7 protein-coding genes are annotated in these 8,596 nt (G+C 61.1%); 5 read left to right on the forward strand and 2 right to left on the reverse strand.

Annotated elements, in window-relative coordinates:
* Positions 1 to 132 precede the first annotated feature (132 nt).
* From GY725_20335 to GY725_20345, 3 genes are all read left to right on the forward strand, one after another.
* Complete coding sequence (locus GY725_20335) at positions 133 to 1,683, forward strand: GAF domain-containing protein (protein ID MCP4006533.1); 1,551 nt, start codon at positions 133 to 135, stop codon at positions 1,681 to 1,683.
* 504 nt (positions 1,684 to 2,187) lie between these two features.
* A complete protein-coding gene (locus GY725_20340) occupies positions 2,188 to 2,973 on the forward strand; it encodes an enoyl-CoA hydratase (GenBank protein ID MCP4006534.1) in 786 nt (261 codons plus the stop codon).
* Between the two features lie 117 nt (positions 2,974 to 3,090).
* Entirely contained in the window at positions 3,091 to 3,903 is an 813-nt protein-coding gene (locus GY725_20345) for a hypothetical protein (GenBank protein ID MCP4006535.1), read from the forward strand.
* On the opposite strand, the gene GY725_20350 is transcribed toward GY725_20345, so the two are convergent.
* Positions 3,888 to 6,035: a tetratricopeptide repeat protein gene (locus GY725_20350; GenBank protein ID MCP4006536.1), complete on the reverse strand. Its 2,148-nt coding sequence runs from the start codon at positions 6,033 to 6,035 to the stop codon at positions 3,888 to 3,890. The genes GY725_20345 and GY725_20350 overlap by 16 nt on opposite strands.
* A 214-nt stretch (positions 6,036 to 6,249) precedes the next feature.
* On the opposite strand from GY725_20350, the gene GY725_20355 reads away from it, so the two are divergent.
* Together GY725_20355 and GY725_20360 are read left to right on the forward strand one after the other, a co-directional pair.
* The gene (locus GY725_20355; GenBank protein MCP4006537.1) at positions 6,250 to 7,515 is read left to right on the forward strand and encodes an ammonium transporter; all 1,266 of its coding nucleotides are present in this window, start codon (positions 6,250 to 6,252) and stop codon (positions 7,513 to 7,515) included.
* Positions 7,516 to 7,875: 360 nt separating this feature from the next.
* Entirely contained in the window at positions 7,876 to 8,181 is a 306-nt protein-coding gene (locus GY725_20360) for an RNA-binding protein (protein ID MCP4006538.1), read from the forward strand.
* Positions 8,182 to 8,244: 63 nt separating this feature from the next.
* Here the strand turns inward: GY725_20360 and GY725_20365 are convergent.
* On the reverse strand, positions 8,245 to 8,596 hold a 352-nt coding region (locus tag GY725_20365; GenBank protein ID MCP4006539.1), incomplete at its 5' end, for a PTS sugar transporter subunit IIA.

Consider the following 8,596-nt stretch of genomic DNA (forward strand, 5'->3'; position numbering starts at 1 on the left):
GATCAACTGCACATCAGATGCGCAAATCCTGCTCGGGACACTCGAGTTACCAGTTTTTGGCCGATCTCCAACGCTGGAGTGTTAGTATAAACGACGCTCTCTTACGCGCTTCACTTGAACGAGAGGTTCCAGATGTCCGTGCGCACGCGAAGTGATTCCAGCAAGTTCGCGCTGCTCCTGGAGCTGAGCCGCGCGTTCTCCTCGAAGCTGGACCTCAATGAACTGCTCGACCTGGTCCTCACGCGCACGAAGGAAGTCCTGAACGCCGAGGGTGTAGCCATCCTGCTGGTCAGCGAAGACGGCAAGGAGTTCCACTTCCCCGTTGCCCGCGGTGCCCTCCCCGAAGTCGAAGAGAGCCTACAGAAGACGCGGTTTCCCATCGCACAGGGAATCGCGGGCGCCGTATTGCGCGATGGCAAGTCCGTCTTGATCACCGACGTGAGCAATGACGAGCGCTTCTACGCGGGCGTCGACCAGAACACCGGTACACAGACACGCGATCTGATTTGTGTGCCTCTGCGCAGTGAAAAGGCCGTGATCGGGGTCGCCGAAGTCGTCAACTGCATCGACGGCACATTCGACGAGCAGGACCTGGACTTCTGGGACGCGCTCTCCGGATCGCTCGCAATCGCGCTGGAAAACGCACAGACCTACACCAAACTACGCAGCTCGGAGCAACGCCTGGAACGCGAAGTCGCCGGTTTGAAACGCGAACGCGTGCACAACGAGCGTTTCAGCGAGATCGTGGGCAATAGCGCCGCGACCAAACGGGTGCTCGATCTCGTGGAAAGCGCGATCCCCTCACCGATTTCGGTGCTGGTCGAAGGCGAGACCGGCGTGGGCAAGGAATTGATCGCACGCGCGATCCACTACAACGGGCCCCGCAAGGAAGCGCCCTTCATCACCGTGAACTGTGGCGCCATGCCGGGAGAACTTCTGGAAAGCGAACTCTTCGGCTCGAAGAAGGGCTCCTTCACCGGCTCGACTTCCGATCGCATGGGCCTGTTCGAAGCCGCCAACGGGGGGACGATCTTTCTCGACGAGATCGGCGAGACAACACCCGCAATGCAGGTCAAACTGCTGCGCGCGCTTCAGGAAGGCGAGATCCGACGAGTCGGCGAGACCACGCCCCGAAGTGTTGACGTGCGAGTGGTATCTGCGACCAATCGCGATCTCCTCGAAGAGATCGAAGAAAAGCGCTTCCGGCAAGATCTGTACTACCGGATCGCCGTGTTTCCGATCAAGGTTCCGGCTCTGCGGGATCGCCGTGAAGATGTCCCGCAACTGGCTGCCCATCTCCTGCACAAAGCAACGGCTCGGCTGGGCAAGTCGGTACGCGGAATCTCCCCCGAGGCCATGGAAAAACTGGCCGGCTACTCCTGGCCCGGGAATGTTCGCGAACTGGAGAACGAACTGGAGCGTGCGGTCGCACTGGCCCAGGAGAACGACCTGATCTTTCTGCCTCAACTATCGGAAAAGGTCGTCGCCCCCAACGATGTTTCGGTGTCCGTGCCCAAGGGCGACGGCAAACTGCGCGACGTTCGCCAGGCCTTCGAACGCGAGTACATCTCGGGCGTCCTCCAGCAACACGGTGGCAACGCCACCAAGGCGGCCGCAGCACTGGGCATCACCCGCCAGATGCTTCAGCGCAAGATCAAGGCCTACGGGCTGCGAGAAATCTAGCGAACCCGCTTCTTCGTCACTTCGAGTTGACAGCGTATCTCCGGGTTGACACCAGGCGTCGCTGAATCCCCGCTCAAAGACCCGTCAATCCCCTCCTCAAGGACGAGTCCACGTCCCAGCCCACCACCAACTCGCTTTTCGACCTGGCATGAGCCTTGCTCTATCCGAGGGCATTGAGTGAGTTGTGGATACGGATGCTGAAACTGGACGCGCGACCGGATGCTGTAGCTCAACCTCGGAAACGGAAGCTCTCGCGCGTCATCTCTCTTCTTGCGCTCCTTTCATGCTGTGTGGGTACGCGCCCGTCGCCGTCGGAGTCCAGAGCCTCTCCCGTAAGACGGGCTCCGATGCGGGCGGGCGCGTTTCCCTCAGACTCCTTCGCACTCGTTCGCGATCGCCTGTCCGTGTTCTGCAAACGCATTCTGCTCGATCCCCATCTGCTCGATCTCGACAGAGCAGAAGCCCCGGAAGACGAGTAGACTTGTTGGAACAACGGAGGTCTCGATGAGTGAAGAACCCGTTTTGCAACAGCCCGGTGACGGAGTGTTGCTTCTGACGCTGAACCGCCCGAGCAAGAAGAACGCCTTCAACGATCCGCAATGGGACGCACTCACGAGCGCGCTCGAGAATGCGAGGCAGGACGACGACATCGCGGTGGTGGTCGTGACTGGCGCGGGAAAGGATTTCTCGGCGGGTCAGGACCTGACGGCTTTCGCAGGATCGTCCGAACCGCGCGAAGACGGTCAGGCCAGCGGCTACTACGCGTGTATGGACGCCCTGTTCGCATTCGACAAGCCCCTTCTGGCCGCGGCCCGCGGCGTGGGCGTGGGAATCGGCGCGACGTTCCTGTTCGCTTGCGACATCGTCTACGTGGGCGAGAGCGTGCGACTTCGCCTGCCCTTCGTCAGCCTGGGATTGGTGCCCGAAGCGGCCAGCAGTTACACGCTCCAGGCCGCGATCGGCACCCAGCGAGCCGCCGAGCTGTTCTATACCGCTGAGTGGATCGACGCGAAGCGCGCCGTCGAAACCGGCATCGCTGCTCGCTCGTTCCCCGATGAGGGACTTCTGACGGCGGCGCTCGCCAAGGCCCGGGAAATCGCGAAGCATCCGGTCTCATCACTGCGCGCCACGAAACGAACCTTGATGGTCGCGCATCGCGCCGGAATCAAAGCTGCGCGCAAGGCGGAAGACGAGGGCATGATGGCGCAAGCCGGTTCACCCGAGAACATCGAAGCCATCAGCGCGTTCATGCAGAAACGTACGCCGGATTTCCGCAAGCTGCGCAGCTAGCCCGAGTTTCTCACTCCAGTGCCACGGCGGCGAAAGATCGCCGGGGATTCCCCTCGGAAACCACGCAGAACTCAGGCACGAGCGGTTCGCACCGATGGGTAGGGCGTGAGGTTCCTGATGACACGAATGTCTTCCGTTCTCGTACTGTGCGCGCTGTCCAGCATCCTGGCGGCCTGCTCGAACCCGTCCACACCCGCTGGCTACGAAGGTTATGTCTTTGAACAACCGCGTTTCTTCGGCAAGGGAGGATTTCGCGGGGTCGTGAAAGGTCCGGCCAACTACGGAGTATCCCTGTTTCGAAATTCCATAATCAACGTGGACCTGCGACCCAGGACCTACACTGAAGAATTCAAGATCCTGGCTAAGGACGACCTGAACATCGGCTTTCGCTTCCACGCCATCGTCAGCGTTTCGGAGAATAGCGTCGAGGACGTCATCCTGAAGTATGGGGGCCTGGAGTGGTACGAGCGTTTCGCGAGAGAGCCTTTTCGCACCTTCGTCCGCGAGGCTGTGCAGCAGTACGACAGCCGCGAGGTAAAGGCCCATCGCTCGAAGGTGGCAGATGAAGTCCGGCAGAGACTGGAACATCACCTGAAGGGATCGCCTTTCCGACTCGTGAGTCTGGTCGTGGGCAATATCAACTACCCAACCAGCGTTGCTGCGGCGGTTGAAGCCAAGCTCGCCGCATCGCAACTACTCGAAGAAAAGGCGACGCAGAAACTGATCGCTCAGCGCGATGCGGAGATCCGCGTGGAAGAAGCCAAGGGCATCGCCGAGGCGCAGCGCATCATCAACACGACACTCTCGCGGAACTACCTGCAACACGAGGCCATCCAGGCGCAGTTGAAGATGGCCGAGTCGCCCAACCATACGACCGTCTACATCCCGGCCGGAAACAACGGCATCCCGATGGTCTACTCGCCGAACTGATCGTCTTCCAGTTCGGCGTGTGCCGCCCGAATGCGGGCGCGAAATTCGCTAGCGCCCGCCGGTGTCTTGAGTAGCGCAAACTCCAGCAGCGTTCGCGCTTCCGCGATCTGGCCGACTTCGCGCGCCGCATTGGCCAGCGAAAACAACTGCCGGAAGTCGACCGAGGCAGAATAGACGTCGGGAACGGCTCTTTTCAGGGCGCGATAGGCTGGCTCCGGCTTTCCAAGCTTCGTGTAACAGGCAAAGAGCCGTCGATTCACGTAGTTGCGCTGGCGCTCGACCGGCGGCGTCTCGCCGCGCAACTCGTCCAGCGCCAACTCGTACGCGTGGCTCGCTTCCGCTATTCGGCCGGTCTGGAACAGCGCGTCACCGCGCAAGCGGTACCCCTCGGGACGCGTCGACTGCAAGGCGATCACCCCGTCAGCTCTCGCCAGAGCCGTTTCCGCGTCACCGGACCGGAGAGCCAGTGCTCCTTCGAAGATCGCGGTGCGCACGGCTTCGGGATGGATCTGGTTCACGAGCTGCAACTCTTCGAGCGCCCGTGCCCAGCGGGACGGATCGTCGCTCGGTTTTACCTCAAGCCGAAACGGATCGATGGCTTGCAGCCCAAACTGCTCTACCAGATCCGATCGAGCGTTTCCGTCGGCGAAGAGTACAGCTTCGTCATCGACGAAAACCGGCACGTAATTCGGATACCTGTCGATCATCCGGCCAAAGTGCGTCAGACGCCTTGGGGCAACGACAAAGCCCGGTCGATAGCGAGTCAGTGTGTCGGCCAGAGCGACTGGATCCTGAAAACTCTGATCGGCGGCAAACACGGCCGCGTCGCTGAACAGAAACGGTGTCTGCATGTCGACGAATAGCTTCTGCCGGGGAAACAGCCTCCACTCCAGATAGCCGCCGTCATTGGGGTGATGCAGCACATCGCCTCGCGCCCCCACTCGATCTAGAAAGGCCACGACACCGCTGGGCAGCGAACGCGAGCAGAGCGGGAAGGAGCAGCCTGTGTCGAAGAAGCCCCGCACGTAGCGAAAGGGCAGGAGCGCGAGCAGCGCGAACAATCCAACGAGCAATAGACTGGGCGACGTGGAAGTGCCCGCCGAAGGTGCTCGCAGACTCGCGAGCATCGGCAGTGCAAGCAACACGAACTCGCTGGAGAAACGACGCATACGCAAGAGCAGAAAAACTCCCCCGACCCACAGAATCAGGTGACTCGGTCGCAACCCACCGCGCATCGCATTGCGCACAACCGCCACAGCCGAAAGCGCCAGCAGAGCACTCAAGAGGGTTTCGCGACTCACGAGCAGATTCTCGATTTTGAACGAGGCGAGTGAACCCAGGTCCGTAGGTCGCAGTTCTTCTATGTACTGCGATGCAAACGTCGTATCCGTAAATGGCGAGAGAATCAGTGCGAACCCGTGCGGCGTCAGCAGCACGCAAGCGATCGCGAGCCCGGCAAAGCCCAGGTCGCGGGTGGCGATCTCGCCTTCGAGTTTCGTACCCCGCATTCGATCGAGCAGCCAGCCACCCAGGTAGGCCCCGACGATCAGCACCATGACCGGGTACTCGACACCGTGCAGATTCACCCAGACCAGAGATGCGATCGGCAATAGCCAGAGTTGACGACGGGTCTCCAGGAGAAAGAGACAAAGAGCGATCATCAGATAGCTGAAATCATGCGGGCGGATCGCATTGAAGCGAGGAATCAGGAAGAGTGCGACGAGCGTAAAGATGAACGCACCAGACGCCAGCCCGCCGCGAGCACGTCCACAGCGCAGCAACGCCAGGCTCAGACCCAGCGTACCCAAGAGGACCAGCGCGCGCAGGGCAATCAGTCCGGGATATCCCGCCAGCGCGTGGACGGCGTTGAACAGCACCTGCGACAACCAGTAGTAGTCCAGCCAGTGCGGGCTCGGCTCCAGGAAGGAGAAAAACGCGCTTCGCGGCAGGGCTCCGTTTTGCACAATGAAGCGACCGGCATTCAGGTGGTACCAGAGGTCGGTATCCACCGCGATGATCGGCCAGCTGAAGGCTTGATAGGCCACGTAGCCGAGCAGAAGCGAGAGATACAGGAGCGCGTACTCGCGAGCAGAAGCCGTTCCCCGGAATACAGCGGGCAATGCATTGCGCATCTCTGCCCCGGTCCGAGCGAGCCGAGACGCGAGTCGATCGTTCGGTCCTGTCTCACACGCCATCGCTGGCAGGGTAGCAGAGCCCCCCGCCAGCGGGTCCCGGATTCCCACTTCCTCTTTCGGGACCAGATCAGGTATAACGCCGCACGGAAGGGAAATCCTCATGACGAATTCACGCATGATCTCCTCGATGATCTTATGCGGCCTGACCGCAATGCCGTCCGTCGCTACTGCCGCGGATGAACTGAATAGTGGCGATACCGCCTGGATTCTGGTGGCCACCGCTCTGGTGCTATTCATGACGATTCCCGGTTTGGCGCTCTTCTACGGAGGTCTGGTGCGTTCCAAGAACGTGCTCTCGGTTCTGATGCAGTGCTTTGCCATCACAGCACTCGTATCCATCCTCTGGCTGTTCTTCGGCTATAGCGTGGCCTTCGACAGTACTGGCATGCAGGAGGGCGTTTTTGGCCTCAACTCGCTGGTCGGAGGATTGAACCGCGCGTTCCTGGCGGGAGTGGATGGAAGCAGTTTGTCGGGATCGATTCCCGAATCGCTCTTCTTCGCGTTTCAGATGACCTTCGCCATCATCACACCGGGCCTGATCGTCGGCGCTTTCGCCGAGCGCATGAAGTTCTCGGCCATGCTCGCCTTCTCCGGCATCTGGCTGGTCGTCGTGTATCTGCCGATCTGCCACATGACATGGGGAGGCGCGGGCAGCTTTTTCGGTGATATGGGGGTATTCGACTTCGCGGGCGGCATCGTGGTGCACATCACCGCGGGTGTCGCAGCCCTGGTGGCTTGCATCGTAATCGGACCGCGCAGCGGATACCCGAAGACCGCAATGCCCCCACACAACCTGACCATGACGGTAACCGGCACGGGAATGCTCTGGGTTGGCTGGTACGGATTCAACGCGGGCAGTGCGCTGGCCGCCAACGGCGATGCCGCCATGGCGTTGATCGCGACGCATACTTCAGCATCGGCAGCCGCCCTGACCTGGATGGTCATCGAGTGGATTCGCTACGGAAATCCCAGCGTTCTGGGTCTGGCGACGGGTGCCGTTGCGGGTTTGGCAGCAGTTACGCCTGCATCGGGCTTCATCGGACCGATGGGCGCGGCGCTGATCGGAGTCACATCGGGCGGCCTGTGCTGGTGGGCTTCGACCTCGATCAAACGCCGCTTTGGCTACGACGATTCCCTCGACGTTTTCGGTGTTCACGGCGTCGGCGGGTTCATCGGCACGATCATGGTCGCCTTCCTGGCCTCGGCTTCTTTCGGAGGGAACCAGGGTGATCTCGATATCGGGGCGCAGTTCGCTGCGCAATTTACGGCTGCGCTGATCACGATCGTGTACACGGTCGTGGCGTCCTACGCGATCCTGAAAATCGTGGACGCCGTGCTCGGTCTACGGGTCGATGAGCAGGATGAAACCCGCGGGCTGGACATCTCACAGCACGAGGAAACCGGCTACAACCTCTGAAACGGCAGGAGAGGCGTCTAGCCCTGATCCGTCATACTGCCTCGGCGAAAACCGCCTTCGGCTCGCGAGGCGGTACGACGGATCAGGGCTAGCAGGCTCTTTTCGGCTCGGATCCGGCTCAGGAAACCCGGTTGCGGGATCGGCTTTTCTGTTATCCTCGCGGACGAAGGGCTCCTCTTGCACACTGCCGATTCCTCTCCCCCCGCATCCCCGTCTGCCTTTCCCTCCATGTATCCGGTAATCTGGCCGGTGTTCGGCGGTTGTTTGTTTTTGCATGAGACTCGGCACCGGACGGTCCGGTTCGAACTCGGCATTGGTCGCGCCTGGTTACAGCGACATAGACGCGACGAGGGTGTGTTTTTGGCCAAGAAGCTGTACGTAGGCAATATCCCGTTCTCCGCGACGGAGGACGAACTCCGAGACCTGTTCAGTGCCCATGGGGAACTTGAATCGGTCAATGTCATTACTGATCGCGAAACAGGCCGCCCGCGCGGTTTTGCATTCGTCGAATTCGCAGAGGATTCCGGCGCGAGTGCGGCGCAACAAGCGCTGGACGGGCAAGACATGGGCGGACGCGCTCTGCGCGTCAACGAAGCGAATGAACGCCAACCGCGTGGCGGTGGTGGTGGCGGCGGCGGCGGTGGTGGCGGCCGCGGTCGCTACTAGTCGCTCGACACCGCGGTTGCCGGGTCGGATTCCGGACCGGCGACCGCGGACTTTCCATTCGGATCAGACGCTGGACCTGGAGTGATCTTCCAGGAAGTAGTTGAAATCCTCGGTGGCCTCGCCGTGGAGAATCTCGTAGGCGTGAGCTGCGCTGCGCGCCGAGAATAACTGCTGCTGGATTACGGGATCGCCACCGATCGTTCGCGCGAGTGCCGCCAGCACTTCCAGATGCCGATCCCGCTCGCCGCGCGGCGTCGCAAGCAGCACCATGCAATGCACCGGTTCAGAATCGGGCGTCTCGAACCCGAGACCGTCGCGGCTGATCGCCATCACGCCGAGCATCCCGTCGGCGTCATCGATCTCCCCGTGCGGAACTGCAATTCCGCCACCCAGACAGGTCGAGACTTCGTTTTCG

It is taken from the genome of bacterium (genome assembly GCA_024226335.1).
GTDB lineage: Bacteria > Myxococcota_A > UBA9160 > SZUA-336 > SZUA-336 > JAAELY01.